Raw genomic sequence first — 25,948 nt, forward strand, 5'->3', positions numbered from 1 at the left:
CATGATGGAGCAGGAGGCGATCGAGGCGATCGCAGACGAACTGGTCGACGCCGGCCGGACCCGCACCCCCGTGCCCCGGCTGACGGCCCGCTACCCGGAGATGACGGTGGAGGACTCCTACGCCGTGCAGCGGCTCTGGCGGCGCCGGAACGAAGACGCCGGGCGGACCCTGGTAGGCCGGAAGATCGGCCTGACCTCCAAGGCGATGCAGGCCGCCACCGGCATCACCGAACCGGACTACGGCGCGATCTTCGATGACATGGTGCTGGAGACCGGCTGCTCCGTGCCCTGGGACCGGTACACCCACCCGCGGGTGGAGGTGGAGCTCGCATTCGTACTCAAGGACGGACTCAAGGGCCCCGGCGTGACGCTCTTCGACGTCCTGCGGGCCACCGAATACGTGGTCCCGGCACTGGAGATCCTGGACTCCCGGATCGAGATGGAGGGACGTACCATCGTGGACACCATCGCGGACAACGCCGCGATGGGCGCCATGGTGGTGGGTGGGAACCCGGTGAAGCCGGGCGACGTCGACCTTCGCTGGGTCTCCGCCATCCTCTACAAGAACCAGACCGTCGAGGAAACCGGAGTCGCCGCCGGCGTCCTGGACCACCCGGCCAACGGGGTGCACTGGCTGGCGAACAAGATCGCCGCCCACGGGGACGCCCTGGAAGCCGGGGACATCATCCTGGCCGGTTCCTTCACCCGCCCGCTCTGGGTCTACCGGGGCGACACCGTCCACGCCGACTACGGACCGCTGGGAGCCGTGACATGCCGTTTCGACTAGAAGAAACCTTCCGCGATGCCCTCCACCGCCGGGCCGAGGGCACCCGGCCGCTGGCGGGCATGTGGGTCTGCTCCGGCAGCCCGCTGATCGCCGAACTCTGCGCCGGGTCCGGCCTGGACTGGCTGCTGGTGGACGCCGAGCACAGCCCCAACGGGCTGGAATCCATCCTGGCCCAGCTGCAGGCCATCCACGGCTACCCGGTCCACACCATGGTCCGGCCGCCGGTCAACGACACCGTCCTGATCAAGCAGTATCTGGACCTGGGCGTGCAGAACCTGCTGATTCCCATGGTCAACTCCGCGGCGGAGGCCGAAGCTGCGGTGGCCGCCACGCGCTACCCGCCGCAGGGGGTCCGCGGGGTGGGGTCCGCCTTGGCCCGCGCCGCCCGCTGGAACCGGGTTCCGGACTACCTCGCCCGGGCCGGGGAAACCATCAGCGTCACGGTCCAGATCGAGTCAACCGCCGCCGTCGACGCGGTGGCGGACATCCTCGCCATCGACGGCGTGGATGCCATCTTCCTGGGCCCCTCGGACCTCGCCGCCTCGATGGGGCTGCTCGGACAGCAGGAACACCCCGACGTCGTCGCCGCCGTCGAGCGCTGCCTGACCGCGGCACGGGAGGCAGGGAAACCCGCCGGCGTCAACGCCTTCACCCCGGCGACGGCGGACCGCTACCGGGCGGCCGGCGCCGCGTTCATCCTGGTGGGCGCCGACGTCGCGCTCCTGGCCCGGGGTTCCGAAGCACTCGCCGCCCGGTTCTGCGCGGACGGCTCGTCCGAAGGAAAAACGGAGGCGGACGACGGCGCCGCTGCGGGCCGCGGGACGGCCAGCTACTGACCCTCCCGGAGGGGCCGTCGGAGCCCGCGATTTTACGGCGGCCCTAAACTTTTCGGTGAGGATAACCGGCCGAAAATCCGCGGAATACCGGGGTACGCTGGGAGCTGATCCGGGCCCGATGAGGCCACATCCACCCAGGAGTTTTTCCGTGTCCCAGCACGCACCATCAAACCAAAACCACGCCCACGGCGACGCCCCAGCGGGCTCCGGCCACGCCCCGGCCCCGTCGACGACGGAACACAGCCCCGCCGACATCCGGCGCTGGCGGCAGTACCTGGCCGACGAACGCGCCGAGGCCCGCGTCTACCGCGACCTGGCCCAGAACCGCAGCGGCGAGGAACGCGCCATCCTGCTGGCCCTGGCCGAGGCCGAGGGCCGGCACGAGGCGCACTGGCTGCAGCTGCTCGGCGAGCACGCCGGCCGGCCGCGTCCCGCGTCCCTGCGCAGCCAGCTCCTGGGCTTCCTGGCCCGGCACTTCGGCTCCGTGTTCGTCCTGGCCCTGGCCCAGCGCGCCGAGAGCCGCTCCCCCTACGCCAACGACCCCAACGCCACCCCGGCCATGGTCGCGGACGAACAGATCCACGAGGAAGTGGTCCGGGGCCTGGCCACCCGCGGCCGCAACCGCCTCGCCGGCAGCTTCCGCGCCGCCGTGTTCGGCGCCAACGACGGTCTGGTCAGCAACCTCTCCCTGGTGATGGGCATGGCCGCGTCCGGCGTCGGCAGCTCCGTGGTGCTGCTCAGCGGCGTCGCGGGCCTACTGGCCGGTGCGCTGTCCATGGGCGCCGGCGAGTTCATCTCCGTCCGCTCCCAGCGTGAGCTGCTGGCCGCCACCCGGCCCACCCAGATCACCCTGGCCGCGGCGCCGTCCCTGGACATCGAGCACAACGAACTCGTCCTCGTCTACCTGGCCCGCGGCATGTCCCGGGAAGCCGCGGAGCACCGGGTCGCCGAGCGGATGGGCCTGCTGGACTGCGACTGCGACCCGAGCCTCTCGCTCCGGCCGGAACTGCCCGAGGCCGAGGACCAGCACGAGGCCGTCGGCACCGCCTGGAGCGCGGCGGCGTCGAGCTTCTGCTTCTTCGCTTCCGGTGCCATCATCCCGATCATCCCGTTCGTCCTGGGCATGACCGGCATCGCCGCCCTGGTGGTCTCCGCCGGCCTGGTCGGCATCGCACTGCTGCTCACCGGCGGCGTCGTGGGCCTGCTCTCCGGCACCTCCCCGGTGACCCGCGGCCTTCGCCAGCTGGCGATCGGCCTGGGCGCCGCCGCCGTCACCTACCTGCTGGGCATGGCCTTCGGCGCGGTGGTCGGCTAGTGGAAGACCCGGGCTCCCGGAACCGGCCGCCGCGGCACAGCCGTGCCGCCGGCGGCTTCCGGGCGGCCCGGAACCTGGCGGCCATCGCGTTCATCGCGGTGGCCGCTTTCGCTACTGCCGGGCTGGTCTACAACGATCCCCGGCTGACCGAACTGCTGGGGCTCCCCCACGACGCCACCGCCCGACGCGTGCCGGGGACCGGGCTGGGCACCGGGCCCGGCGCCGTCGGCCATGCGACGGCCAGCAGCCCCGCCCGGCAGGCCGGGGTCCCGGCGGACGGAACCGCCATGGCCGTCCCCCCACCCGGCTACGAGGAACAGGACCAGCCCCTCGGGCAGGCCCGCAAACCCGCGTCGGCCAGCAGCTCCTTCACGTTCCTGGCCACCAACGCGGACGGCGGTCCGGTGGGCTACTCGCCCTGCCGGCCGCTGCACTACGTGGTCAACGCCGCCCTGGCCCCGGCCGGGTCGGAAACCCTGGTGGAGGACGCCATCAAGACAGTCGCCGCCGCGACCGGAATCAGGTTCGTCAGCGACGGCGCCACCACCGAGCTGCCGTCCCAGGCCCGCGCCCCGTACCAAAAGGACGCCTACGGAGACCACTGGGCACCCCTGCTGATCGCCTGGACAACGCCGGAGCAGGCGCCGCAGCTGGAGGGCCCCGTGATCGGCACCGGCGGCAGCACCCACTTCAGCTTCGGCGGCGGCCCCAAGACCTACGTCACCGGCAGCCTGGAGCTGGACGCCCCGCAGATCACCGAGGAACTGCAGCGCGGCGACGGGTCCGCCTACGCCACCGCCGTCATCCTGCACGAACTGGGCCACGTCATGGGCCTGGAGCACGTCACCGACCCGAACCAGCTGATGTATCCGGAGATCGGTGCCCCGGACGGGCTCGCCGCCGGCGACCTGAACGGCCTGTACGAACTCGGCCGGGTCCCCTGCCGCAAGGACCTTTAGGGCTCAGGAGCCCAGGACGGCCAGCGCCTCCTCGACGGTGTCCACCAGGAAGATCCGCCGTTCCATCTGCCGGCCCGAGGCGAGGCTCTGCAGCAACGGCCACGCCGGGTAGCGGCGCAGCCAGTGCTCCCGCCCCACCAGGACCATGGGCGTAATGGTCTCCGGCGCACCGTAGTAGTTCTCGCAGGCGTCCTGGAAGATCTCCTCGATGGTGCCGCCGGAACCGGGCAGGAACACGATCCCGCCGTTGCACAGCTCCAGCAGGACCGCCTCACGGATGGAGTTCGCGAAGTACTTGGCGATGTGGGTGGCGAAGTAGTTGGGCGGTTCGTGCCCGTAAAACCAGGTGGGGATGCCCAGCGATGGCGTCCCGTCCGGGTGGCGTTCGACGACGGCGGCGGCCGCCCGGGCCCAGGCCGACACGGAGGGCCGGAAGCCGGGCACCGCGGCCAGGTCCGCCAGCGCCTGCCGGAAGTCGTTTTCGGCGGCCCCGCTGAGGTAGGCGCCCAGGTTGGCGGCCTCCATGGCGCCCGGGCCGCCGCCGGTGGCCACCAGCCGCCCGGCGCCGGCGAGCAGCCGTCCGAGCAGCGCGGCCTCCGTGAAGCCGGCGGACCCCCGGGTGGCGGCGTGGCCGCCCATCACTCCCACGAGGGTCTTTCCCCGGGCCGCGTCGGAGCGGGTGAATTCCTCCAGGGCGTCCCCGATTGCGTGGTCGTGGAGGGCGGCAGCGAGGGTGGCGTCGAGCCGGCGGCGTTGCCCGGAGTGGATGCTCCAGTGGTAGATCCGGGCGTCCGGGGTGTCCTCGTAGCGGGTGTCGGCGATGCCGGCGTAGAGCTCCTCCGGGGTGTACAGCGTCCCGCGGTACGGGTTGAACGGCACCTTTTCCAGCTTGGGGAAGATCAGCGCGCCGCCGGACCGGAGCATGGCCTCGACGCCGTCGTCGAAGGTGCAACCCAGGAACACGGCGCCCTGGACGTCGGCTGACTCCAGCGCCGCGCGCCGGCCGCGGAGGTCCAGGGACTGCAGGTGCCACCCGTGCAGGGACCGGGCGCCGCCGGATACCAGCCGGTCAAAGCTCTCCAGGCTCTCGACCTCGAGGGTGCGGGGGCTGGGGTGCAGGCTGCGGGCGGCGCTCATCCGGCGCTACCCCCGGGCGTCCGGGGCGGGTAGGTCCCGGACTGGGACGTCCCGGGCGGGCCGCTCGGCCAGGTACCGGTCCAGCCGGGCCAGGGTCTGCTCCAGGTTGGCGGGGTGCCGGCGGAGGTAGCCGGCCAGGCGCAGCAGGAACCGTCCCCGGACCGCGCGGGCGTCCCACTGTTCTGTGACCAGGGTGCCCGGGACACCGGCTTCGGTGGCCGGTTCCAGTAGGTACCGCCAGATGTGGCCGTAGAAGTGGCGCCAGGCGATGCGGCGGCCCTCCTCGAACTCACTGACGGTATTGAGGATCTTGTAGTCCACGCCGATTTTCATCTCCATGCCGAACCGGGCGCCGGGTCCCAGCCGTTCCGGGCCGCGCGGCTGGGCGCCCTTCACGGTGCCGGAGCCGTCGATCTCGCTGTGCAGGGCGGGGGTGGCCAGCACCTCGAAGATCTCCTCCGGGGAGGCGGCGATGAAACGGCTGCGGGAGACCAGGTACCGGTTGTTCATCCGGCAATCCTAGCCTCCGGCGCGCGGCTGGACGGGCGCCGCGGCGGAGCCCGGAACGTAGTGCAGAATGAGGCATGCAGATTCCGACCTCATCCGCCGGAGGACCCCGCATCGGGGTGCCCGTCCGACTCAGCAGTTCCTCCGATCCGGACCCTCGGGTGGGCGAGGCGAACGACCTCTTCGACTACATCGTGGCGCTCCTGCGCGGGGCCGGTGGCGAACCGGTGCTCCTGACGGACGCGGAGGCCGTTCGCGGACTCGACGGCGTCATCCTCCCCGGCGGCGGGGACCTCGATCCGGCGCTCTACGGGGAGACCGACGGCGGCACCTGCTACGACGTCAACGCCGGCCAGGACCAGCTGGACCTCGTGGTGGCGCGGGAGGCGATGGCCGGCGGCGTTCCGGTGCTGGGCATCTGCCGGGGCCACCAGCTGCTGAACGTGCTCTACGGCGGCACCCTGGTCCAGGACATGGACCCGGGCGCGGTGCCGCACCGGGAGGCCGTCCCGTCCAACGATCCGGACCACGACGCCGGGCCGTGGGCCTGGCACGACGTGGACATCGTGGCCGGATCGAAGGTCGCCGCCCTGTACGCGGACTGGAATCCGGAGCGGGTCAGGATTGCCTCCGGACACCACCAGGCCGTCGCCCGGGTGGGCGACGGCCTGATGGTCACGGCTCTCGCCGACGACGGGACCGTGGAGGCAGTGGAAGATCCGGAGCGCTGGGTGGCCTCGGTGCAGTGGCACCCCGAGGCCGCCGAACTTCCCGAGGCCGAGCGGCTGGCGCCGTTCGCGGCGTTCGTGGCGGTCTGCCGGCAGCGGGTGCCGGCAGACCGGACGGGAGCCTAGCCCCGGCCCGCGGCCACGGGCTCGGCGGTTTCCGCAGGGGCCGCGGCGCCGTCGTTCGCGGCGTCGTCGTTCATGGCGTCGTCGTTCAAGGTGCCGTCGTTAGTGCCCCCGTCGTAAATACCCGCGGTCCGCGCGGCGGCGTTCGGTGCCCGCTTCGCGGCACCGGCGGCGGCGACGGCCATCACCACGAGCCCGGCCAGCGTGGTGGCCGCCCCCGCCCAGATCGGGGAGGTGTAGCCCAGGCCGGCGGTGATGGTGACGCCGCCCAGCCAGGCGCCCAGGGCGTTACCGACGTTGAACGCGCCGATGTTGGCGCCGGAGGCCAGCGTGGGGGCGCTGTCCGCGTACTTCATGACGCGCATCTGCAGGCCGGGGACGGTGGCGAAACCGAAGCCGCCCAGCAGCACCATGGAGGCGATGGTCATCGGCTGGTTGGCCGCGGTGAGCGCGAAGGCCACGAGCACCAGCACAAGGGCCGCCAGCACCACCAGAAGGGTGCGGTCCACGTTGCGGTCCGCCGCCTTGCCGCCAATGGTGTTGCCGATGAAGAGACCGACGCCGAAGACGATGAGCAGCCACGGAACGGTGGCCGCGGAGAAGCCGGTGACCTCGGTCAGCGTGAAGGCGATGTAGGTGAAGGCCCCGAACATGCCGCCGTAGCCCAGGATGGTGACCAGGATGGACAACCAGACCTGCCCGGAGCGGAACGCGCGGAGCTCGCCGCGGAGGCCTCCGGGTGCCGCGTCGCCGGCGCCGGTCCGCGGGACCAGGGCCAGGATGCCGGCCAGTGCCAGGACACCGATGACGGTGATGGCCCAGAAGGTGGAGCGCCACCCGGCGGCCTGGCCCAGCATGGTGCCGAAGGGGACGCCCAGGACGTTCGCGGCTGTCAGGCCGGTAAACATGATGGCGATGGCGCCGGCCTTCTTGGTGGGCGCGACCATGCTGGCGGCGACCACCGCGCCGATGCCGAAGAACGCACCGTGCGCCAGTGCGGCGATGATCCGGCCCACCATCATGACGGTGTAGCCGGGGGCGAGGGCGGAGATGAGGTTGCCGGCGATGAACAACACCATTAGGGCCACCAGCACGGGCTTGCGCTCGAACCGGGTCACAGCGGCGGTCAGTGCCAGCGCCCCCACGACGACGGCGAGCGCGTACCCGGAGATGAGCCAGCCGGCGACCGCCTCGGTGACGTGGAAATCCGCGGCGACCTGCGGCAGCAGGCCCATGATGACGAACTCGGTGAGTCCGATTCCGAACCCGCCGAGGGCGAGTGCTATCAGGCCGATAGGCATGGATGACTCCTTCGAAAACTGTACTGAAAGTGGGGGACGCGTAAGCTATTAGTTGCAGACGCGTTATTTATTGTTGCACACGCAACTATAGCGCGCAAGCAACTACTTTGGGTTGGCCAGGCACGGGATGGTGCCGCGGGCGGTCCGATTGGGAAAGGAAGCACACGAATGGGCATCAAGGACGACGCCGTGGAGGTCCGCGCACAAGGCTGGCGCACCCTCGCGGCCCTGCATGGACTGATCGAGACGGAGCTGGAACGGGCCCTGCAGGCCGAGGCAAAACTCTCGGTGGTCGAGTACACCGTTCTGGACGCGCTCAGCCGCCAGGACGGCTGGCACATGCGGATGCAGCAGCTCGCCCGCGCCACGGCACTGAGTGCGAGCGCCACCACCCGGCTGGTAAACCGGCTCGAGGACCGGGGCCTGCTGACCCGGATCCTCTGCGACGACGACCGCCGCGGCATCTACACCGAACTCACGGCCAGCGGCATCGCACTCCTGGAGCAGGCCCGGCCGGTCCACGACAGCACACTGGAGCGCGCCCTGGCCGCGGCGCAGGACATCCCGGAACTTGCCCCGCTGGTTGACGCCCTCCCCCGGCTGCACGCCCTCGCCTGAGTCCGGGGATTTAAGCGGCCCGGAGAGTCGGCCCTGCGCGAGGCATCCGCCACTCCAGGTCTGGCGCAAGCTCCCCCGCGGCGGTACCGTTAAACAACCATCTGGTTGATCAAGCGTTGAGTTGATTACTCCTCGGTGATCGCCCGGTGGCATGCCACGCACCGCGGCTGCACCTCCGACTCTGAGGGGGCACTTCATGGTCCACGACGACGACCAGCTCGACTCCGCTTTCCTGGCGCTGGCCGATCCCGTCCGCCGCAGGATCATCGCCCGGCTCAGCCGGGGTCCGGCCACGGTGAACGAATTGGCGGAACCCTTCGCGATCACCAAGCAGGCGGTCTCGAAGCACATCCAGGTCCTCGAACAGGCGGGGCTCGTCACGCGCACACGCGACGCCCAGCGCCGGCCCGTCCACCTGGACCCCGCACGGCTGGAGGCTCTCACCGCATGGATCGACCAGTACCGGCTGGTCCGCGAGGAGCAGTTCCGCAGCCTCGACGCCGCGCTCCACACCCAGGCCGCAGCACGCGGCACCCAGGCAAAGGACTCATCATGAGCAACGCCCTGAAACTCAGCGTCCCGGAAGGGTTGCCCTTCATCGATTTCGTACGGGACTTCGACTTCCCCGTGGCGGACGTGTTCCGCGCCCACAAGGACCCCGCCCTGATCGTGCAGTGGCTCGGCCCGCGCGGGATGAGCATGAAGGTGGACCACTACGACTTCCACACCGGCGGCACCTACAGCTACACCCACACCGGGCACGACGGCGTCCCCCACGTCTTCAGCGGCGTCTTCCACACGGTCCGGGAGAACGACTTCGCCATCCAGACCTTTGAATTCGACGGCTACCCGGACGTGGTCAGTATCGAATTCATGACCTTCACGGATCTCGGCGACGGCCGCACCCGGCTGAACGCCCACGCCGTCTACCCCAGCATGGAGGCCCGGGACGGCATGGCCCAGTCCGGAATGGAGGGCGGCGTCAGCGAGGGCTACGAGCGGCTCGAAGAACTGCTGGCCGGCGCCACGGTCTGACGGACCCGGGTCTGGTGGGCTAGGACCTGCCGCTTAAACCACAAACGCGGAGCCACCCCGGCCCGCCCGGCGAACCGGACGGGCGGGGGTGGCCCCGCGTTGCGTTGAAGCTGTGTGGCCTAGAGCGCGGCGAACACTTCGCGCAGCAGCTTGGCGGTCTCGGACGGCGTCTTGCCGACCTTGACACCGGCAGCCTCGAGGGCTTCCTTCTTGGCCTGTGCGGTGCCCGCGGAACCGGAGACGATGGCGCCTGCGTGGCCCATGGTCTTGCCCTCGGGGGCGGTGAAGCCGGCCACGTAGCCGACAACCGGCTTGGTGACGTGGGCCTTGATGTAATCGGCCGCACGCTCCTCGGCGTCGCCGCCGATTTCGCCGATCATGACGATCGCCTTGGTCTCGGGGTCGGCCTCGAAGGCCTCGAGAGCGTCGATGTGGGTGGTGCCGATGACCGGGTCGCCGCCGATGCCGATGGCGGTGGAGAAGCCCAGATCGCGCAGTTCGTACATCATCTGGTAGGTCAGCGTGCCGGACTTGGAGACCAGGCCGATTGGGCCCTTGCCGGTGATGTTGGCCGGGGTGATGCCGACCAGGGCCTCACCCGGGGTGATGATGCCGGGGCAGTTCGGTCCGATGATGCGGGTGACCTGCTTGCCGTTGGCGTCCACCTTGGACTGAGCCAGGGCCCAGAATTCGGCGGAGTCCTGAACCGGAACGCCCTCGGTGATGACGACGACCAGGCCGATGCCGGCCTCGATGGCTTCGACGACGGCGTCCTTGGTGAAGGCCGGGGGAACGAAGACGATGGAAACGTCGGCGCCGGTCTCCGCCATGGCTTCCTTGACGGTGCCGTAGACGTTGATTTCCTTGTCGCCGTGGACGACGGTGGTGCCGGCCTTGCGGGCGTTGACGCCGCCGACGACGTTGGTGCCGGCCTTGAGCATCAGGGCGGTGTGCTTGGTGCCTTCGCCGCCGGTGATGCCCTGGACGATGACCTTGGAGTCCTTGTTGAGGTAGATAGACATGTCGCGTCCCTTACTTCGCTGCGTTGGCGAGCTCGGCGGCCTTGTCGGCGCCCTCGTCCATGGTGGCGGCCAGGGTAACCAGCGGGTGGTTGGCCTCGGCCAGGATGCGGCGGCCTTCCTCGACGTTGTTGCCGTCGAGGCGGACGACCAGCGGCTTGTTCGCGGAGGAGCCCAGTTCGGCGAGAGCGCCGACGATGCCCTTGGCGACGGCGTCGCAGGCGGTGATGCCGCCGAAGACGTTCACGAACACGGCCTTGACCTGCTCGTCACCGAGGATGACGTCCAGGCCTGCGGCCATGACCTCGGCGGAAGCTCCACCGCCGATGTCCAGGAAGTTGGCGGGCTTGACGTTGCCGTGCTTCTCGCCGGCGTAGGCGACGACGTCGAGCGTGGACATGACCAGGCCGGCACCGTTACCGATGATGCCCACCTCGCCGTCGAGCTTGACGTAGTTCAGGTCCTGCGCCTTGGCCTTGGCCTCCAGCGGGTCCGCTGCGTCCTTGTCCTCCAGGGCGGAGTGCTTCGGGTGGCGGAAGTCGGCGTTCTCGTCCAGGGAGACCTTGCCGTCGAGGGCGACGATGTCGCCGGCGCCGGTCTTGACCAGCGGGTTGACCTCGACCAGGGTGGCGTCTTCCTTCTTGAAGACGTCCCAAAGCTTGAGGATCACGGCGGCGACCTTGCCGCGCAGTTCCTCGGCGAAGCCGGCGGCGTTGACGATTTCGTCGGCCTTGGCCTGGTCGATGCCGACGGCCGGGTCGATGGCAACCTTGGCCAGCGCTTCCGGGCGTTCGACGGCGAGCTGCTCGATTTCCATGCCGCCCTCAACCGAGCACATGGCCAGGTAGTTGCGGTTGGCGCGGTCCAGCAGAACGGAGAAGTAGAATTCCTCGGCGATGTCGGCACCCTGGGCGATCATCACCGTGTTGACGGTGTGGCCCTTGATGTCCATGCCGAGGATGTTGGTGGCGTGTTCCAGAGCCTCGTCGGCGGTCTTGGCGACCTTAACGCCGCCGGCCTTTCCGCGGCCACCGACCTTAACCTGTGCCTTGACGACAGTTACGCCGCCGATCTTCTCGGCAGCTGCCTTTGCTTCTTCAGGGGTGTGCGCCACGATGCCAGCAAGCACGGGTACACCGTGCGCCTCGAACATATCGCGCGCCTGATATTCAAACAGGTCCACGGTTTAGTGTCCTTCTACGTCGAAGTAGTTTCTGTACAGCCGCTCGCCGCGGATTCGCGGTGACCGGGCTGCGGATTAAAGGCACCCTGCGACAGGTCCGGAGACGAGCCGCACGACGCAATGCTCCTTGTGGAACTCTAGTCCTTTGGAGCGGGCAGCCCGACCCACAGTACAGGTTATGTGAGTAACGACACTATTCTATTGAGCGTAGAAAAACCCCTACATTACGGGGATTTTGAGGCCTTCGGAACCGCCGCGGAGGGAGTGGCGGCGGGTCCCTTAATGAGCTCGTAACGGTCGCGGGAGACGAAGAAAGCGACCTGCGCGGAGACGTTTCCGCAGGCCACGCCACCGTCGTAGGCGGAGCACCGCAGGCCGTTCCGCTCCACGTTGCCGCCCTCCGGCAGGACCGCCAGCTGGGAGATCGGCCCGGTGGCGCTGCCCCTGGGCCCGTATTCCGCCTCCAGGGCTGTGACGCCGGAGCGGCACTCACCATAGGCGGCCTTGTCCGGGGTGAGCAGCGCCGTGCCGCCAAGGTAGCCCAGCCCCGTGCCGGCGCAGTCGTCCGCGATGTCCTGGGCTGCGGGGCGGGGGTAGGCGGAGAGTTCGCAGTGCGCGACCGGAACGGTGGCCAGCTTGGCGTTGGCCGGCGCGGTGAAGTTGTTGGGCTCGTAGGGGAGGTTGATGCTGGTGCCCCGGGCCGAGGTGAGACTGCAGGCCACCGTGTGGTCCGCGGTCACGAAGCTGACGGCGTCCGTGCCCGCCCCGAGGGTGGCCGGGTCCGTCAGCGGAGCCTGGCGGAGCTGCTCGAGGACCGGCAGCGGCGCCGGCGGGACGTAGTCCGGGTCCTGCCGGGTGACGCTGCAGCCGCTGGCCGCGAGCAGCATCAGGGCGGCGAGGGCGGCCTGCTGGGTTCGACGCATGGGCTTCATTATGCCAATCCGGGCGGCCGGTACGGGGCAGGCCGTGGCGCCGGTCAGGCCGTGATCTTGGTCAGCGGTGCGTAGCGGAGCAGGAGCCGCTTCTCGCCGACCGCGAAGGTCACCTTCGCGACGGTCTTGTCCCCCGCGCCCTCGACGGCCAGCACGGTGCCATCGCCGAAGCTGGTGTGGTTGACCCTGTCCCCCACACTGACAGCCACGATCTCCTTCTGCGGCTGGACCCGGTTCCGGGCGATCGCCGCCGGGACATCCGCATTGAACCCGGCAGCGGAGTCGGCCCCGGTGCCGCGGGCCGTGCCCGCGCCCCAGAAGGATCCGCTGTAGCGGCTGGAGCCGATGGACCCGCCGCCCCAGCTGGCCGCCTGGCGGCTGGTGCCCTCACGCTTCCATTCGACCAGCTCGGCCGGGATCTCCTCGATGAACTGGCTGGCGGGGTTGTACTGGCTCTGCCCCCACATGTTCCGGACCTCGGAGCGGGTGAGGTAAAGCCGCTTCCGGGCCCGGGTCAGGCCCACGTACGCGAGCCGGCGTTCCTCCGCCAGTTCCTTGGGGTCCGTGGCCGAACGCTGGTGCGGGAAGAGCCCGTGCTCCATGCCGGTGAGGAACACCACCGGGAATTCCAGGCCCTTGGCGGTGTGCAGGGTCATCAGGGTGACCACGCCGAGCCGCTTGGCCTCGGCCACGGCGGCATCGATATCAGCGCCGGGAGCATCCGGGATCTGGTCCGCGTCCGCCACCAGGGAGACCTGCTCCAGGAAGGCGCCGAGCGAACCTTCGGGGTTGTCGCGCTCGTATTCACGGACGACGGCGACCAGTTCGGCGAGGTTTTCCACCCGGGACTCGTCCTGCGGGTCCGTGCTGGAGCGCAGGGTGGCGAGGTAACCGGTCTGTTCCAGGACCGCCTCCAGCGCCGCGGCCGCACCGGAGCCGGCGGCCACCTCCGCCAGGTCATCGAGCATCTTCACGAAGCCGAGGACCGCGTTCACGGAGCGGGTGGCCATGCCGGGCGCCTCGTCGGCCCGCCGGGCGGCGGCCATGAAGGAGGTGCGGTCACGCTGGGCCAGCGAGGCGATGGCACCCTCGGCCCGGTCGCCGATGCCGCGCTTGGGCTCGTTGAGGATGCGGCGCAGGTTGACGTCGTCGTCGGGGTTGACCAGGACGCGCAGGTAGGCCAGGGCGTCCTTGATTTCCTTGCGCTCGTAGAAGCGGGTGCCGCCAACCACCTTGTAGGGCAGGCCGACGCGGACCAGAACGTCCTCGATAGACCGGGACTGGGCGTTGGTGCGGTAGAAGATCGCGACATCGCCGGGGCGAAGGTTGCCCTCGTCCTGCAGTCGGTCGATTTCCTTGGCGATGAACTGGGCCTCGTCGTGCTCGTTCTCGCCGACGTAGCCGACGATCTTCTCGCCGTCGCCCTCGGCCGTCCAGAGGCGCTTCTCCGGCCGGTTGGGGTTGCGGGAGATGACCGCGTTGGCGGCGCTGAGGATGATCTGGGTGGAGCGGTAGTTCTGCTCCAGCTTGATGGTGCGCGCGTCCGGGTAGTCCTTTTCGAACTCCACGATGTTGCGGATGTCCGCGCCGCGGAAGGCGTAGATGGACTGGTCCGAGTCACCCACCACCGTCAGTTCCGCCGCTGCCTCGCCCTCGCCGACGATCTCGCGGACAAGGGCGTACTGGGCGTGGTTGGTGTCCTGGTACTCGTCCACCAGCACGTGCCGGAAGCGGCGCCGGTAGGAATCCGCGAGCGCCGGGAAGGCCCGGAACATGTACACGGTCTCGGCGATCAGGTCGTCGAAGTCCATGGCGTTGGCCTGGCGCAGGCGCTGGGTGTAGCCCTTGAAGACCTCTGCGACGGCCTGTTCGAACGGGTCATTGTGGTTGGCGCTGGAGGAGTAGCTGTCCGCGTCGATCAGTTCGTTCTTGAGTGCCGAGATCTTGTGCTGGATGGCCTTGGGCGCGAACTTCTTGGGGTCCAGGTCCAGGTTCTTGGCCACCAGGGTGATGAGGCGGAGCGAGTCGGCCGAGTCGTAGATGGAGAAGTTGGAGTTCAGGCCCACGTTGGCTGCCTCGCGGCGCAGGATGCGGACGCAGGAGGAGTGGAACGTGGAAATCCACATGGTCTTGGCCCGGCCGCCGACCAGCGCCTCGATCCGCTCCCGCATCTCGGCTGCGGCCTTGTTGGTGAAGGTGATGGCCAGGATCTCGCCGTGGTGCGCCCGCCGCGTGGCGATCAGGTAGGCGATGCGGTGGCTGAGCACCCGGGTCTTTCCGGATCCCGCGCCGGCCACGATCAGCAGGGCGCCGCCGGCGTGCTTGACTGCCTCTTCCTGCTGCGGGTTCAGGCCCTGGAGGAGGTCCTCGGCACTGGGCAGCCGGTGCCGTTCGCCGTCGGCGTGGCCATGCCCGCCGTCGCCCCCGTGGCCGTGCGCCAGGGCGGGCATCCCGGTGCCGGCGCCCGCGTGAGCCGCCGCTTTCGCGGGCGCGCCCGGGGTCGCAGCTGCTTGGAAGGGTCCGTCGGCGTAGGGGTCAAACAACATATCCATGGTGTTAACAAGTCTAGGTGGTGCCACCGACGGCGAGGTTCGGGACTACTGCACGGACCCCCGCTGGAGCGCGGCGCGGAGCTCCCGCACCGCCGTCGCTCCCCCGGCGATGAACCACTCGAGGCCGTTGACGCGGACGACGTCGGTGCTGCCGCCGGCCGCCCGCACGATCGCCTGGCCCGGCAGCCAGTCCCATTCCGGGCAGCTGTGCTGGAACCAGCAGTCGAGTTCGCCGTCGGCCACGCGGGCCAGGTCGCAGGAGCCTGATCCGAACATCCGCAGCGACGCCGCGGAGACGGCGGCCGCGTGCCAGGGCATGGCGCACATTGGGTCCGCGAGCCAGGTGGGGTGGATGTAGGTGGCTGCGCCCTGCTCAGCGAGGGGCGACTGGTCCCGCGCCGGTGCGGCTCCAGCCTCGGGCGCGAAGCCGGTCAGCCGCTCGCCGTTCAGGGTGGCGGGGTGGTCCGTGCCGCCGAGCCAGAGCTTGTCCGCCTCGGGTTGGAAGATGGCCCCGAGCAGCGGGCCGGTTCCGTCCCTCAGTGCCAGGGCGGAGCACCAGTAGCTGGAGCCGTGCAGGAAGTTGTAGGTGCCGTCCACCGGGTCGATCACCCAGGACCGTCCGCTGGTACCGGTCTTGGCGGCACCCTCCTCGCCGAGGATGCCGTCCTCGGGCCGGCACCGCTGGAGCTGTTCGAGGACGTAGGCTTCCGCGGCGTGGTCGGCGGCGGTAACGACGTCGGAGACGGAGGTTTTCTGGTGGCCTTCCAGCCCGGCGTGGCGCATCAGCAGGGCCAGGTTGCCCGCCTCCCGGACCAGGGCGGCGGCCAATTCGGCGTCGTCGAGGTCGGGGCTGAGGTCCGCGGCGCTGTGCCGTCCGAGCCGGTGCCTGCCGAGGTCGCTGTGGCCGAAGTCGTTGCTGCCTGTTTCGCTCATTCGTTCAGCCTACCGGCGCCGGGCACCGGGGCGGCGGGCAGGGGCGATAATGGGTCCATGGCCAAAACACCCGCCCAGCGGCTCAAAAAACACGGCGCCAACGCTGCCCTCCCCCAGCATCAGCTGCCTCCGGTGATCAACCCCAGCACCTCCCGGACGCCGCAAAAGGCGCAGAGCAACGGCAACCTGATCCTGATCGCCGGCGTGGTGGCGAGCCTCTTCCTGTTTTGGTACCTGCACCTCCTGACACTGAACCAGCTGACCCAGCTCAGCGGCGGGCTGCCAATGCCGGATTCGCTGATCGGCGGCTTTGACCAAGGGTTCGTTGACCAGCTTCGCACGGCCATGGATAACGACGCCCGCGGACAGTTGAACTATGTGCATAAGACCGCCGGGACGCTCTTCCCGCTGATCTTTGGCTTCACCTGGCTGCTATTGATCGGAGTCAACGTGGCCAGGAAGCCGCTGCGCTGGGCGTTCTGGGCCCTGCCGCTGTTGTTTGCCGTGGTGCGGCTCTGGGGGAACGCCGCGATCGACGGCATGATGTCGGCCGGCATCCTCGACGGCGGCCAGGTGGGGCTCGCTTCCGCGCTCACGGTGGCCGGGTGGGTGCTGTTGCTGCTCAACCTGCTGGCCGGCGGCGCAGCCGTGTTCCTGAACCGGAAGTCGTCCCCGGCACGCGGAGCTGCTGGGGACTAGTGCCGGCCGAAGCCGGCCGCGCGCCACAAACGTGACCAGAGGGCCGCGGGGCCGAGTTCGACGGCGATGAACTCCCGGGTCTGCTCTGCGCGGTGGGGAGCGCCAGCGCTCTCAAAGTGCGTGACGGCCTCTGTCAAGGCTGTTCGTGCAGCGGACTCGTTGCCCATGGCCAAGTACGAGCGGCCGAGAAGGAACCATGCGTCGCCGATAAGCTGCGGGGCTGTAGTCATCTGGCAAATGTCCTCCAGTATGGCCGCTGCCGCTTCGGGATCGCCGGCGAGAAAGTTCCAGTGCGCTCTGTTCCGCCGCAAAAGCAATACGTCGAGGTCCGTGCCGCCGATCACGTCCGTGGCCAACTCTGCCCTCTCAATGCAGCGAAGTGTGTCTGCGTCTGCAATTTCCGCGGCTAATCGCATAGCCGCGGAAGCCTTGTTGAACTTGGCCCAGACATCCAAGTTTTTTGTAGGCGAAAAAGTCGAAGCCGCCAGTTCGTGGTACCGCAACCCGTCTTCAATCCGACCACAAAGGAAAGCCACGTTGCCAACGACCCAATACGCTTTGCCCGCCAGCTGGTCTTCAACATCATCAGAAACTACTGACGAAAGCCGTTTGCTCTCTTCCCAGGCATCATCAAACCGGCCCCCGTCCGCTAAAGCAGCAATCAAAGCCTGCCTCGCTTTCACGTTGAGTTCGACGTCAGATTCGTTGTCCGTTAGGGCCCCTGCAGCACGCGCAGACTCGGCAGCCTCAGCCAGCAGTCCCGTACCCTGCTGCGCCTTGGCGAGTAGGATGTAAGTCCGGGCAACTTCCCTTTGGCATACGGGTCGGGAGCTTTCCGAAAGAAGCGATTGGGATAATGACGCGCACTCGGCAAACTGCCCTGCATCGAGCAGGTTTTCCGCTTGCAGGAAGCGCATGTTCCAGCACGCAGTATCATCTCCGGATTGGCGGGCAATTGAGGCGGCCTGCTCTGCGCTATCTGCAGCCTCGGCGAAGGCATGGTTGCTCCTCTGCTCATGCGCCTTGAGCTCGGCGGCAGCGTACAGCGGCGATACAGAGTGCATGAAACAAGTATCCGTGGGATGTCGCAAAAAAGTGAACCCGGCGCGCAAGTGACCGCGCCGGGTCCCGGGAGAGACATGATTAGCACAGCATTTCAAAAGTTCCCTGAATTCATGCTGTACGGCGTGTCCAATACCCCTATACTGAACCTGCATTACACGAGTCACTTCAGCCACTTACGTAACAGGAGCCCTCCATGAAGAAAACCCTTGCAACCATCCTCGTCGCCGGCGCCCTGGCTGCAGCGGGCGTCTCCGCGGCTTCCGCCGTGTCCGCCAACGGCAACCAGGGCTCTGTTGAGGCCGTATTCTACTGGCCGAACTCCACCCCGAAGAACTAACACTGGGGTTAGCCACTGAGGGCGGGTGCCGGATTCCGATCCGGCACCCGCCCTTTGTTTTGTTCTACCCGCACTACGAGGGAGAGCGGCTTACTCCGCGGCGGCACTCCAGGACAGAATGTTGTCCGCAACGGTCTCAGCCGGGGCCGGCCTGCTGAAGTAATAGCCCTGGCCGCTGGAGCAGCCCAGCCGCACCAGTTCCTCGGCCTGCTCTACCGTCTCGATTCCCTCCGCCACGGCCCGCAGCCCGCAGGCGTGAATCAGGTGGAGCACGGCCTCGACAAACCGGCCCTGCTCCTCGTCGGTACCCAGGCCGTCGATGAGGCTCCGATCAATCTTGACGACGTTCACCGGCAGTCGCCGCAGGTAGCTGATGGACGAGTAGCCGGTGCCGAAGTCGTCGATTTCTAGCTGGACACCCAGCTGGCGCAGTCCGCTGAGCGAGTACTTGTCCACGTCGCCGCCGGTCACAGCCATGGATTCGGTCAGCTCGATGATGAGGTTGGCCGCATCCACGCCGGTCTCGCGAAGAATGTCCTGGACGTGCTCGATCAGCTCCAGGTTCTGCAGTTCGGTGGTGGAGATGTTGACCCGCATGGAGAAGTCCTCGTCCAGCGGGAGCTCCTCCTGCCAGGTCCGCAGCTGCCGCACTGCCGTCTTCAGCACCCAGTGGCCCAGGTCCACAATCATCCCGGTCTCTTCGGCCAGCGGAATGAACTGGTCGGGCATCAGCAGTCCGCGCTCGGGGTGGTTCCACCGCACGAGCGCCTCAACGCCCTCCATCCGGCCGGTCGCGAGCTCCACGACGGGCTGGTAGTGCAGCACCAGCTGGTCCTCGAGGATAGCCGTGCGCATCTCGGTCACCATCAGGCTCTGCAGGCGGCGGGCGTAGAGCAGGGCCGGTTCGAAGACCTTGATCCCGCTGTGCGGCTGGGCCTTGGCCGCGTACATCGCGGTGTCCGCCTCCATCACCAGGTCGTCCACGGACTGGCCCGGTTCGGCCACCCGCACGCCGATGCTGGTGCCGCAGGTGATCCGGAGGTCGCCGATCTCCAGGCTTTCGTTCAATGCCTTCAGGATCCGGTTCGCCACCCGGCGGGCGCGGACCAGGTTCGATTTGGGCAGCATGACGGCGAACTCGTCGCCGCCCAGCCGGGCGACGGTATCGGTCACGCGGACGGCCTCCTGGAGGCGTCGGGCGATGACCCGCAGGACGTCGTCGCCGGCGCTGTGGCCCAGCGTGTCGTTGATGCCCTTGAAGGAGTCCAGGTCCAGGATCAGCAACGCGGGCGGGGCCTCGCCGCGGGAGGTCTCGGCCAGGGCGTGGCTGAGGACGGAGTTCAACGCGGTGCGGTTTGCGAGTTGGGTGAGCGGGTCCGTCAGGGCCATCCGCTCGAGTTCCACCTGGGCCTCGCGGAGCATGGCGGTCCGGCTGTCGACCCGTTCCTCCAGCTCCTGGTAAATGGTCTGCAGGTCATCGGCCATCAGGTTGATGCCGGCGATGACGGCGGCGACGTCGTCGCGCGCACCTGAGTGGGGAATGCGGGTGCTCAGATCGCCGCTGGCGATCCGGACAATGCCCTCGACCAGGTTATGGAGCCTGGGATCCGGTTCACTTTTCACTCGGTGTACTGCCTTAACCATTCGAGGGCCGCTGGACGGGAAAGAAAGAATTGCGCAGGGATGCTCTCGCTGCGGGAGCGCAGCAGGTAGTGCGCGATCACCCGGTCCACGGGGCCCTCCCCCACGATGGCGACGGCGCGGGCGGCGATCGACTCGGAGTAGGCGTGCCGGGCCTCCGGGCTGACGCCGATGACACCGGAGATGTTGAGCATGACGCCGACGCGGTTGCGGCCGGCGATCGCCTGGACGGCGGCGGCAGCCCGCCGCGCCTCGGGGCCGCCGATTTCGACGTCGCGCGGCATTTCCAATTCAACGAGCGACGGACTGACGAGCGTGACGGCGATCTCCGACGTCGTCGTCCCGGGAGAGGTATCCAGCGGCGGGGCCGCCGGGGGCGCTGCCGTCATGGGCATCCCTCCGGAGCAATAAATACGCGCCCGCAGGCGGATGCGGGGTCGCCAAAGGCCGTCGCTGCCGTGACCGGCACAACCCTTGGTTCAGACATTCGTCCCCAGCACTGCTCAGTCGTTGATTCGCATGCGCCGAATGGAACCCGGCACAAGACTCCCGGCGTTCCGGCGAATAACCCCATGATAGTGCACGTCAGCGGCCAAATGAGATGTACGACACCCCGCCGCCGGGGCGGCCCGGCCGCCCCGTCGTCCAGCTAGCGCCCAGCCAACCAGGGCCCTGCCGGCCGCTCACCCTCCGGAACGCGCGGCATGCGCCTTGCGCGTCGTCCGTTCCTTCCGCACCCGCTGGGCCACGACCAGACCAACCGCCGCGGTGCCGATGGTGATCGGGTAGCCCATCAGCCGTTCGAGGGTTCCGGGCTCGGGGACGGCCATCCCCGTGATGCCGCCGGCGATCAGGGCGGCCAGTCCCACCGCGCCGCAGGCCAGGATGAACCAGCCCAGCGGCGTCCGGCGACGCCAGAGCCAGCCAATTAACCCCAGGGCCAGGCCCCCGGCGGAGAAGTACGCCACGGCGCCGATGTAATGCCACGGGGAGCCGGCGTCCTCGGGCACCAGCCCGACGACCACGGTCCCGGCACCGGCGATGGTGGTGAGGGCTCGGGCGATGAACGCCGGTACGGACGCCGGGCGCCGGCCACGGGTGCGGGGCAGCCGTTCCCCGGCGCGGGCCGCCACTCCGATCACGGCGGAGGTGAGCAGCAAGGCCCCCACCATCATGCCGATGCCCTGGACGATAAAGGAGGCGTTCATCAGCAGGTGGGCCGGGGAGCAGACGTCGCGGCCCGAGTAGGTGCCGCAGTGCAGGGCGCCGAGGTCGCTGATATAGCCGGTGCGGCGGCTATATGCCTCCCTTCCGGCCCATGCGCCGATCACTGCGGTCTCGGCCACGAAATATTGCAGGACACTGAGCTTGGCCAGCGCCCCGGCGTAGAACCGCGTGGACGCCACATCCGGAAGGTAGAGGAGCTCTCGGTCTGCTGCGCGTGCGGGGGCGGTCATGCCTTGAGCGTAGTACGCGCCCCCACCTTGTATGCTGGTATCCGTGTTCGGACGGGTCGGCTGTGGCCGGCCGCGACGGATGCCCGCCCTCGTAGCTCAGTGGATAGAGCACGGCTCTCCTAAAGCCGGTGTCGTTGGTTCGATTCCAATCGAGGGCACGTGGATTCCCAGAGCCCCGGCACTCCTGCCGGCAGCCACGCCACCGGTCATCACGGGGCGGACGAGGACCTGCACTCCTACCTCGCGGGCACCTGGACCGTGGCCCGCACCATGCGGGACCGCGCCACGGGCAGCCGCGGCTCCTTTGCCGGCGTCGCACGCTTCACCGCGACGGACCACGGCGGCCTCCGCTTCCGCGAAGAGGGCACGGTGACCTGGAACCCGGCCGGCGCCCCGCCCTTCACCGGTCCTGCCAGCCGCGAGTACCTGCTCCGCCCCACCGCCGCCCCCGGCGTCATGGACATGCACTTCGCCGACGGCCGCCCCTTCCACCGGATGGGTTTCGGGCCGGACACCGCCAGTGACCGCCACTGGTGCGATCCGGACACGTACCGGGTGCGCTACACCCGGCTCGGCCCGGACGCCTTCCGCTACGCCTGGGATGTCACCGGCCCCGCCAAGGACCTGCTGCTGGAGTCGGAGCTGCGCAAACACCCCGTTTCCGACCCTGCGCCACAGCCCGGCACCAACCCGGACATCGTGGTCTCCGCCGTCTGCGTGTACGACGCCCGCGGCCAGCTGCTCACCGTCCGCAAGCGCGGGACGGACAAGTTCATGCACCCCGGTGGCAAGCCCGAGGCCGGGGAATCAGCGGCGCAGGCCGCGTCCCGGGAACTGGCCGAGGAGGTCGGCATCGTCCTGCCGCCCGAGGCCCTGCAGCCGCTGGGCCGGTGGCTGGCCGACGCCGCCAACGAGTCCGCCACCCGGATCGACGCGACGGTCTTCACCGCGCCCGGGACCTGGACCGCGGCGCCGTCGGCCGAGATCGCGGAGATCCGCTGGCTGGATCTGGCCGACGAGCTCCCGGGCGACCTGGCCCCGCTCCTGACCGAGCACGTGCTGCCGCTGCTCACGGCGGCACGCGACGGCCGTTCCTAAAGCGCGGGGCCGCGCCCGGGTCCCCTGCGGGGGCCGGGCCCCCTGAGTCCGGGCTAGGCGTCAGGCAGCGCGTCGGCCGCGACCGCGGTGGCCTCGGCGAACTGCGTCCGGTACAGCTCGGCGTAGCGGCCCTCGGCGGCCAGCAGCTCGCTGTGCGTCCCCCGCTCGACAACCACGCCGCCCTCGATCACCAGGATCGCGTCCGCGGCGCGGATGGTGGAGAGCCGGTGGGCGATCACGACGGCGGTGCGGCCTTCCAGCGCGGCACCGAGCGCGTCCTGCACCGCGGCCTCATTGGTCGAGTCCAACGCGGCCGTGGCCTCATCGAGGATGACCACCCGCGGCTGGGCGATGAGCAGGCGGGCGATGGTGAGGCGCTGGCGTTCGCCGCCGGAGAGCCGGTAGCCGCGCTCCCCCACGATGGTGTCGAGGCCGTCCGGCAGCGAGCGGATCATGTCCTCGAGCCGGGCCTGACGCAGAACGTCCCACATCAGCTCCTCGGTTGCGTCGGGGCGCGCCAGGCGCAGGTTCGAGGCGATGCTCTCGTGGAACAGGTGGCCGTCCTGGGTCACCATGCCCAGGGTCTCGCGCATCGAATCGAAGGTCAGGTCACGGACGTCGACGCCGCTGCCCGGTTCGGTGCCGCCGAAGCGAACCGCCCCGGAATCGACGTCGTACAGCCGGGACAGCAGCTGGGCGATCGTGGACTTGCCGGCGCCGGAGGACCCCACCAGGGCCACCGTCTGGCCGGGTTCGACCCGGAAGCTTATGCCGTGCAGCACTTCCTCGCCACCCCGGGTGTCCAGGGTGGAGACGTCCTCGAGGGAGGCCAGGGATACCTTGTCGGCTGAGGGGTAGGAGAACCGGACGTTGTCGAATTCCACGGAGAGCGGTCCGCGCGGGGATGCCACGGCGTCCGGCTTCTGCTGGATCAGCGGCTTGAGGTCGAGGATCTCGAAGACCCGCTCGAAGCTGACCAGGGCGCTCATGATCTCTACCCGGGCGCTGGAGAGCGCGGTAAGCGGGGCATAGAGGCGGGTGAGCAGCAGCGCCAGCACGACGACGTCGCCCGCGGCGAGCTGCCCCCCGAGCGCCAGCCAGCCGCCCAGGCCATAGACCAGCGCCAGGGCCAGCGCGGAGACCAGCGTCAGGGCGGTGACGAAGGTGAACTGCAGCATCGCGGTGCGGACGCCGATATCCCGCACCCGGCCGGCGCGCACGGCGAATTCATGGGATTCCTCGTCCGGACGGCCGAAAAGTTTCACCAGCGTGGCGCCGGGCGCCGAGAAGCGCTCGGTCATCTGGGTGCCCATGGTGGCGTTATGTTCGGCCGCCTCACGCCGCAGCTCGGCCAGCCGGGAACCCATCCGCCGGGCCGGGATCAGGAAGATCGGCAGCAGGATCATGGCCAGCACCGTCACCAGCCACGACTTGTTCAGCATGACGGCCAGGGTCAGGACCAGGGCCACGACGTTGCTGACCACGCCGGAGAGGGTGCCGGCGAACGCGGACTGGGCGCCGATGACGTCATTGTTCAGCCGGCTCACCAGGGCGCCGGTGCGGGTGCGGGTGAAGAAGGCGATCGGCATCTTCTGCACGTGGTCGAAGACCCGGGTGCGCAGGTCCAGGATCACGCCTTCGCCGATGGTCGAGGACAGCCACCGGGTCACGAGGCCCAGGCCGGCCTCGGCCACGGCCACGATCGCGATCAGGACAGCCAGCCAGATGACCGTGCCGGCGTCCGACTTGGCGATGATCGCGTCGACCACCTGGCCGGCGAGCACCGGCGTGGCGACCGCCAGGACCGCCATCACGATGGAGAGCAGCACGAAGGCGATCAACCGGTTGCGGTGCGGCCGGGCGAAGCCGAAGACGCGCTTGACCAGGGCCTTGGAGAAGGTCCTGGAACCGTCGGCGCCGCGGGTGATGTTGTAGAGGGAGCTCCAGGCGACCCGGTCCATGCTCATGTGTTGGTGCCTTTCGGGGCGCTCGCGCCCAGCAGTTCGGTGACGGTGCCGTCCACGACGTTCCAGCGGACGTCGAGGCGGACGTTTTCCAGCAGCCGGCGGTCGTGCGTGACCAGCAGCAGGGCGCCGTCGTAGCTCTCCAGCGCCTCCTCCAGCTGTTCGATCGCGGGCAGGTCGAGGTGGTTGGTGGGTTCGTCCAGGACCAGCAGGTTGACGCCGCGGGCCTGCAGCAGTGCCAGCGCCGCGCGGGTCCGTTCCCCGGGCGAGAGGGAGTCGACGGTCCGGGAGGTGTGGTCCGCCTTGAGCCCGAACTTGGCCAGCAGGGTCCGGACCTCTGCCGGCGTCTGGTCGGTCAGGACGGCTTCGACGGCGTCGACCAGCTTAAGGTGTCCGGCCAGCAGCCCCCGGGCCTGGTCAATTTCGCCGACGGCCACGGAGGCGCCCATCGAGGCGTCCCCGGAGTCGGGCCGCTGAACGCCCAGCAGCAGGCGCAGCAGGGTGGACTTGCCGGCCCCGTTCGGGCCGGTGATGCCGATCCGCTCGCCGGCGTTGAGTTGCAGGTTGACCGGGCCCAGGGTGAAGCCGCCCTGGCGGACGACGGCGTCGCGCAGGGTGGCGACGACGGCGCTGGACCGCGGCGCGGCGCCGATGCTGAACTGCAGCTGCCACTCCTTGCGCGGCTCCTCGACCTCTTCCAGCCGGGCGATCCGGGATTCCATCTGCCGGACCTTCTGGCCCTGCTTCTCCGAGGACTCGGTGCTGGCGGCGCGGCGGATCTTGTCGTTGTCCGGGTTCTTCTTCATCGCGTTCCGGACACCCTGGGAGCTCCATTCGCGCTGGGTACGGGCCCGGGAGACCAGGTCCGCCTTGGTGGCGGCGAACTCCTCGTACTTTTCACGGGCATGCCGGCGGGCGACGGCGCGTTCCTCAAGGTAGGACTCGTAGCCGCCGTCGTAGACCGCGACGGCGTTCTGGGCCAGGTCCAGTTCCACCACGGTGGTCACACAACGGGCCAGGAATTCGCGGTCGTGGGAGACCAGCACCACCCCGCCGCGCAGGCCCTGGACGAAGGCCTCCAGCCGGGCCAGGCCGTTCAGGTCAAGGTCGTTGGTCGGTTCGTCCAGCAGCACGATGTCGAAACGGCTGAGCAGCAGGGCCGCGAGCGCCACCCGCGCCGCCTGGCCGCCGGAGAGCCCGGTCATGGCCGCGTCCTCGCCAACCTCCAGTCCCAGGTCCGCGAGCACGGCCGGGATGCGGTCGTCCAGGTCGGCGGCGCCGGAGGCCATCCAGCGGTCAAAGGCGGCAGCGTAGGCGTCGTCGGAGCCGGGCGCACCGGAGCCGAGGGCCTCGGCGGTAGACTCCATCTCCACCGTGGCCTGGGCGCAGCCGGTCCGCCGGGCGATATAGCCTGCGACGGTTTCGCCGGGGATCCGCTCGTGTTCCTGGGGCAGCCAGCCGACGAACGCGTCCGACGGGGCCAGGCTGACCGTCCCCTCCTGGGGTTCGTCGACGCCGGCCAGCAGCCGGAGGAGGGTGGACTTGCCGGCACCGTTCGCGCCGACGACGCCGACCACGTCGCCGGGGGCCACCGTGAGGGAGAGTTTGGAGAAAAGGGTGCGGTGGTCGTGGCCGCCGGAAAGGTCTTTTGCAACAAGGGTTGCCGTCATTTATCCATCCTCTCACCGCCCGCACGCACGGGACTGCGGGGCATGTGCCGGC

The 25,948-nt window shown here is 69.2% G+C and carries 25 protein-coding genes, 1 tRNA gene and 1 pseudogene; 13 read left to right on the forward strand and 14 right to left on the reverse strand.

Annotated features, from left to right (window positions below; genetic code table 11):
• Position 1: 1 nt before the first annotated feature.
• From hpaH to ABC337_RS03965, 4 genes are all read left to right on the forward strand, one after another.
• Positions 2–787 carry a 2-oxo-hept-4-ene-1,7-dioate hydratase gene (hpaH, locus tag ABC337_RS03950; protein WP_412882272.1) on the forward strand — a complete coding sequence of 262 codons (786 nt, stop codon included), beginning with the start codon at positions 2–4 and terminating at the stop codon, positions 785–787.
• On the forward strand, positions 772–1,623 hold the full coding sequence (locus ABC337_RS03955; RefSeq protein ID WP_412882271.1) for an HpcH/HpaI aldolase family protein: 852 nt from the start codon (positions 772–774) through the stop codon (positions 1,621–1,623). Before hpaH ends, ABC337_RS03955 begins: the two co-directional genes overlap by 16 nt.
• A 148-nt stretch (positions 1,624–1,771) precedes the next feature.
• Positions 1,772–2,938 carry a VIT1/CCC1 transporter family protein gene (locus tag ABC337_RS03960; RefSeq protein ID WP_412882270.1) on the forward strand — a complete coding sequence of 389 codons (1,167 nt, stop codon included), beginning with the start codon at positions 1,772–1,774 and terminating at the stop codon, positions 2,936–2,938.
• Positions 2,938–3,897 carry a matrixin family metalloprotease gene (locus tag ABC337_RS03965; RefSeq protein WP_412882269.1) on the forward strand — a complete coding sequence of 320 codons (960 nt, stop codon included), beginning with the start codon at positions 2,938–2,940 and terminating at the stop codon, positions 3,895–3,897. Before ABC337_RS03960 ends, ABC337_RS03965 begins: the two co-directional genes overlap by 1 nt.
• A 3-nt stretch (positions 3,898–3,900) precedes the next feature.
• Here the strand turns inward: ABC337_RS03965 and ABC337_RS03970 are convergent, their stop codons facing one another.
• Positions 3,901–5,034 (reverse strand): LOG family protein, encoded by a 1,134-nt coding sequence (locus ABC337_RS03970; RefSeq protein ID WP_412882268.1) that lies wholly within the window; start codon positions 5,032–5,034, stop codon positions 3,901–3,903.
• A 6-nt stretch (positions 5,035–5,040) separates the two neighbouring features.
• Positions 5,041–5,544, reverse strand: coding sequence for an SRPBCC family protein (locus ABC337_RS03975; protein WP_412882267.1), 504 nt, complete (start codon positions 5,542–5,544; stop codon positions 5,041–5,043).
• Positions 5,545–5,618: 74 nt separating this feature from the next.
• Here ABC337_RS03975 and ABC337_RS03980 point away from each other — a divergent pair, with 74 nt between their 5' ends.
• Positions 5,619–6,395, forward strand: a complete 777-nt coding sequence (locus tag ABC337_RS03980) for a gamma-glutamyl-gamma-aminobutyrate hydrolase family protein (protein WP_412882266.1) — start codon at positions 5,619–5,621, stop codon at positions 6,393–6,395.
• On the opposite strand, the gene ABC337_RS03985 is transcribed toward ABC337_RS03980, so the two are convergent.
• A complete protein-coding gene (locus ABC337_RS03985; protein WP_412882265.1) occupies positions 6,392–7,693 on the reverse strand; it encodes an MFS transporter in 1,302 nt (433 codons plus the stop codon). The genes ABC337_RS03980 and ABC337_RS03985 overlap by 4 nt on opposite strands.
• Positions 7,694–7,861: 168 nt before the next feature.
• Between ABC337_RS03985 and ABC337_RS03990 the strand changes: the two genes are divergently transcribed.
• The 3 genes from ABC337_RS03990 to ABC337_RS04000 all read left to right on the forward strand — a co-directional run bounded on the left by ABC337_RS03990 (position 7,862) and on the right by ABC337_RS04000 (position 9,346).
• Positions 7,862–8,311: a MarR family winged helix-turn-helix transcriptional regulator gene (locus tag ABC337_RS03990; protein WP_412882264.1), complete on the forward strand. Its 450-nt coding sequence runs from the start codon at positions 7,862–7,864 to the stop codon at positions 8,309–8,311.
• A 196-nt stretch (positions 8,312–8,507) separates the two neighbouring features.
• Complete coding sequence (locus tag ABC337_RS03995) at positions 8,508–8,867, forward strand: ArsR/SmtB family transcription factor (RefSeq protein ID WP_364138691.1); 360 nt, start codon at positions 8,508–8,510, stop codon at positions 8,865–8,867.
• Positions 8,864–9,346, forward strand: a complete 483-nt coding sequence (locus ABC337_RS04000; protein WP_412882263.1) for an SRPBCC family protein — start codon at positions 8,864–8,866, stop codon at positions 9,344–9,346. Before ABC337_RS03995 ends, ABC337_RS04000 begins: the two co-directional genes overlap by 4 nt.
• Before the next feature lie 119 nt (positions 9,347–9,465).
• Here the strand turns inward: ABC337_RS04000 and sucD are convergent, their stop codons facing one another.
• The 5 genes from sucD to ABC337_RS04025 form a co-directional block, all read right to left on the reverse strand.
• Positions 9,466–10,368 (reverse strand): succinate--CoA ligase subunit alpha, encoded by a 903-nt coding sequence (gene sucD, locus ABC337_RS04005; protein ID WP_290258672.1) that lies wholly within the window; start codon positions 10,366–10,368, stop codon positions 9,466–9,468.
• A gap of 10 nt (positions 10,369–10,378) precedes the next feature.
• On the reverse strand, positions 10,379–11,548 hold the full coding sequence (gene sucC / locus ABC337_RS04010) for an ADP-forming succinate--CoA ligase subunit beta (protein ID WP_290258673.1): 1,170 nt from the start codon (positions 11,546–11,548) through the stop codon (positions 10,379–10,381).
• 224 nt (positions 11,549–11,772) lie between these two features.
• Positions 11,773–12,480, reverse strand: a complete 708-nt coding sequence (locus ABC337_RS04015) for a hypothetical protein (RefSeq protein ID WP_412882262.1) — start codon at positions 12,478–12,480, stop codon at positions 11,773–11,775.
• Between the two features lie 44 nt (positions 12,481–12,524).
• On the reverse strand, positions 12,525–15,026 hold the full coding sequence (gene pcrA / locus ABC337_RS04020; RefSeq protein WP_412883221.1) for a DNA helicase PcrA: 2,502 nt from the start codon (positions 15,024–15,026) through the stop codon (positions 12,525–12,527).
• Positions 15,027–15,077: 51 nt separating this feature from the next.
• Positions 15,078–15,965 carry an inositol monophosphatase family protein gene (locus ABC337_RS04025; RefSeq protein ID WP_412882261.1) on the reverse strand — a complete coding sequence of 296 codons (888 nt, stop codon included), beginning with the start codon at positions 15,963–15,965 and terminating at the stop codon, positions 15,078–15,080.
• 57 nt (positions 15,966–16,022) lie between these two features.
• On the opposite strand from ABC337_RS04025, the gene ABC337_RS04030 reads away from it, so the two are divergent.
• The gene (locus ABC337_RS04030; protein ID WP_412882260.1) at positions 16,023–16,664 is read left to right on the forward strand and encodes a hypothetical protein; all 642 of its coding nucleotides are present in this window, start codon (positions 16,023–16,025) and stop codon (positions 16,662–16,664) included.
• Here the strand turns inward: ABC337_RS04030 and ABC337_RS04035 are convergent.
• Positions 16,661–17,728, reverse strand: a complete 1,068-nt coding sequence (locus ABC337_RS04035) for a tetratricopeptide repeat protein (RefSeq protein WP_412882259.1) — start codon at positions 17,726–17,728, stop codon at positions 16,661–16,663. The genes ABC337_RS04030 and ABC337_RS04035 overlap by 4 nt on opposite strands.
• 194 nt (positions 17,729–17,922) lie before the next feature.
• Here ABC337_RS04035 and ABC337_RS04040 point away from each other — a divergent pair, with 194 nt between their 5' ends.
• Positions 17,923–18,066 carry a hypothetical protein gene (locus ABC337_RS04040; protein ID WP_412882258.1) on the forward strand — a complete coding sequence of 48 codons (144 nt, stop codon included), beginning with the start codon at positions 17,923–17,925 and terminating at the stop codon, positions 18,064–18,066.
• Positions 18,067–18,156: 90 nt separating this feature from the next.
• Here ABC337_RS04040 and ABC337_RS04045 read toward each other — a convergent pair whose 3' ends face one another.
• The 3 genes from ABC337_RS04045 to ABC337_RS04055 all read right to left on the reverse strand — a co-directional run bounded on the left by ABC337_RS04045 (position 18,157) and on the right by ABC337_RS04055 (position 21,164).
• Positions 18,157–19,689 carry a putative bifunctional diguanylate cyclase/phosphodiesterase gene (locus ABC337_RS04045; protein ID WP_412882257.1) on the reverse strand — a complete coding sequence of 511 codons (1,533 nt, stop codon included), beginning with the start codon at positions 19,687–19,689 and terminating at the stop codon, positions 18,157–18,159.
• On the reverse strand, positions 19,686–20,096 hold the full coding sequence (locus ABC337_RS04050) for a DUF7793 family protein (RefSeq protein ID WP_412882256.1): 411 nt from the start codon (positions 20,094–20,096) through the stop codon (positions 19,686–19,688). The genes ABC337_RS04045 and ABC337_RS04050 overlap by 4 nt, the downstream gene beginning before the upstream one ends.
• Before the next feature lie 294 nt (positions 20,097–20,390).
• Entirely contained in the window at positions 20,391–21,164 is a 774-nt protein-coding gene (locus tag ABC337_RS04055; protein WP_412882255.1) for a DUF998 domain-containing protein, read from the reverse strand.
• Positions 21,165–21,249: 85 nt separating this feature from the next.
• On the opposite strand from ABC337_RS04055, the gene ABC337_RS04060 reads away from it, so the two are divergent.
• The 3 genes and pseudogenes from ABC337_RS04060 to ABC337_RS04070 all read left to right on the forward strand — a co-directional run bounded on the left by ABC337_RS04060 (position 21,250) and on the right by ABC337_RS04070 (position 22,262).
• Positions 21,250–21,322, forward strand: a tRNA-Arg gene (locus ABC337_RS04060).
• A 1-nt stretch (position 21,323) separates the two neighbouring features.
• Positions 21,324–21,800, forward strand: a pseudogene (locus ABC337_RS04065) (DUF6314 family protein); the annotation flags it as partial.
• A 63-nt stretch (positions 21,801–21,863) separates the two neighbouring features.
• Complete coding sequence (locus tag ABC337_RS04070) at positions 21,864–22,262, forward strand: NUDIX hydrolase (protein WP_412883220.1); 399 nt, start codon at positions 21,864–21,866, stop codon at positions 22,260–22,262.
• 53 nt (positions 22,263–22,315) lie between these two features.
• On the opposite strand, the gene ABC337_RS04075 is transcribed toward ABC337_RS04070, so the two are convergent.
• Positions 22,316–24,229, reverse strand: coding sequence for an ABC transporter ATP-binding protein (locus tag ABC337_RS04075; protein WP_412882254.1), 1,914 nt, complete (start codon positions 24,227–24,229; stop codon positions 22,316–22,318).
• The gene (locus tag ABC337_RS04080; RefSeq protein WP_412882253.1) at positions 24,226–25,896 is read right to left on the reverse strand and encodes an ABC-F family ATP-binding cassette domain-containing protein; all 1,671 of its coding nucleotides are present in this window, start codon (positions 25,894–25,896) and stop codon (positions 24,226–24,228) included. The genes ABC337_RS04075 and ABC337_RS04080 overlap by 4 nt, the downstream gene beginning before the upstream one ends.
• Between the last annotated feature and the right edge of the window lie 52 nt (positions 25,897–25,948).

The sequence above is a fragment of the Arthrobacter phoenicis genome (assembly GCF_047238215.1).
GTDB lineage: Bacteria > Actinomycetota > Actinomycetes > Actinomycetales > Micrococcaceae > Arthrobacter.

Bases quoted from the DNA above. Each gene is read 5' to 3' on its own strand.
- hpaH (WP_412882272.1), top strand. From the start codon at position 2: ATGATGGAGCAGGAGGCGATCGAGGCGATCGCAGACGAACTGGTCGAC.
- ABC337_RS03955 (WP_412882271.1), top strand. From the start codon at position 772: ATGCCGTTTCGACTAGAAGAAACCTTCCGCGATGCCCTCCACCGCCGG.
- ABC337_RS03970 (WP_412882268.1), bottom strand. From the start codon at position 5,034: ATGAGCGCCGCCCGCAGCCTGCACCCCAGCCCCCGCACCCTCGAGGTC.
- ABC337_RS03975 (WP_412882267.1), bottom strand. From the start codon at position 5,544: ATGAACAACCGGTACCTGGTCTCCCGCAGCCGTTTCATCGCCGCCTCC.
- ABC337_RS03980 (WP_412882266.1), top strand. From the start codon at position 5,619: ATGCAGATTCCGACCTCATCCGCCGGAGGACCCCGCATCGGGGTGCCC.
- ABC337_RS03985 (WP_412882265.1), bottom strand. From the start codon at position 7,693: ATGCCTATCGGCCTGATAGCACTCGCCCTCGGCGGGTTCGGAATCGGA.
- ABC337_RS03990 (WP_412882264.1), top strand. From the start codon at position 7,862: ATGGGCATCAAGGACGACGCCGTGGAGGTCCGCGCACAAGGCTGGCGC.
- ABC337_RS03995 (WP_364138691.1), top strand. From the start codon at position 8,508: ATGGTCCACGACGACGACCAGCTCGACTCCGCTTTCCTGGCGCTGGCC.
- ABC337_RS04000 (WP_412882263.1), top strand. From the start codon at position 8,864: ATGAGCAACGCCCTGAAACTCAGCGTCCCGGAAGGGTTGCCCTTCATC.
- sucD (WP_290258672.1), bottom strand. From the start codon at position 10,368: ATGTCTATCTACCTCAACAAGGACTCCAAGGTCATCGTCCAGGGCATC.
- ABC337_RS04015 (WP_412882262.1), bottom strand. From the start codon at position 12,480: ATGAAGCCCATGCGTCGAACCCAGCAGGCCGCCCTCGCCGCCCTGATG.
- pcrA (WP_412883221.1), bottom strand. From the start codon at position 15,026: ATGTTGTTTGACCCCTACGCCGACGGACCCTTCCAAGCAGCTGCGACC.
- ABC337_RS04025 (WP_412882261.1), bottom strand. From the start codon at position 15,965: ATGAGCGAAACAGGCAGCAACGACTTCGGCCACAGCGACCTCGGCAGG.
- ABC337_RS04030 (WP_412882260.1), top strand. From the start codon at position 16,023: ATGGCCAAAACACCCGCCCAGCGGCTCAAAAAACACGGCGCCAACGCT.
- ABC337_RS04035 (WP_412882259.1), bottom strand. From the start codon at position 17,728: ATGCACTCTGTATCGCCGCTGTACGCTGCCGCCGAGCTCAAGGCGCAT.
- ABC337_RS04040 (WP_412882258.1), top strand. From the start codon at position 17,923: ATGAAGAAAACCCTTGCAACCATCCTCGTCGCCGGCGCCCTGGCTGCA.
- ABC337_RS04050 (WP_412882256.1), bottom strand. From the start codon at position 20,096: ATGACGGCAGCGCCCCCGGCGGCCCCGCCGCTGGATACCTCTCCCGGG.
- ABC337_RS04055 (WP_412882255.1), bottom strand. From the start codon at position 21,164: ATGACCGCCCCCGCACGCGCAGCAGACCGAGAGCTCCTCTACCTTCCG.
- ABC337_RS04075 (WP_412882254.1), bottom strand. From the start codon at position 24,229: ATGAGCATGGACCGGGTCGCCTGGAGCTCCCTCTACAACATCACCCGC.
- ABC337_RS04080 (WP_412882253.1), bottom strand. From the start codon at position 25,896: ATGACGGCAACCCTTGTTGCAAAAGACCTTTCCGGCGGCCACGACCAC.